This is a genomic window from Oryzibacillus soli, assembly GCF_051594765.1.
GTDB lineage: Bacteria > Bacillota > Bacilli > Paenibacillales > NBRC-103111 > Paenibacillus_AR.
Genome location: NZ_JBPPGJ010000113.1, coordinates 1 through 326 on the forward strand (window position 1 = coordinate 1; position 326 = coordinate 326).

1 pseudogene is annotated in these 326 nt (G+C 57.4%); it reads left to right on the plus strand.

The features are described from left to right. Window positions 1–12: 12 nt before the first annotated feature. Window positions 13–326: pseudogene (locus ACSEXW_RS28395) on the plus strand (ATP-binding protein); the annotation flags it as partial.

Genomic DNA, 326 nt, shown 5'->3' on the forward strand with positions numbered 1-326 from the left:
GGGATATGCACGGTGATCGACGTCCCGGACCGGCTGAACACACGAGAGGCCAAGGACCTCCTGATCAACCTGCTTTCTTTCAAGATCGATGCGGCCATGTCGCTCCGGACAGATATGTTCCCGGTGGCCGTAATCTACGACGAGCCCCACCAGTATATCCGGTCTGCCCGGCTCTGGAAGAATGCGGCGGTGGAATCCCGGGCCTATCGGTTGTCCTATCATTGGCTATTCCACTCCTGGGAGCAGATCCCCCGGGACCTGGCTGAGATCATTAAGGCTGCTGGCCCGCACTATTACCTCTACCAGAGCAGTAAGGCGACATATAA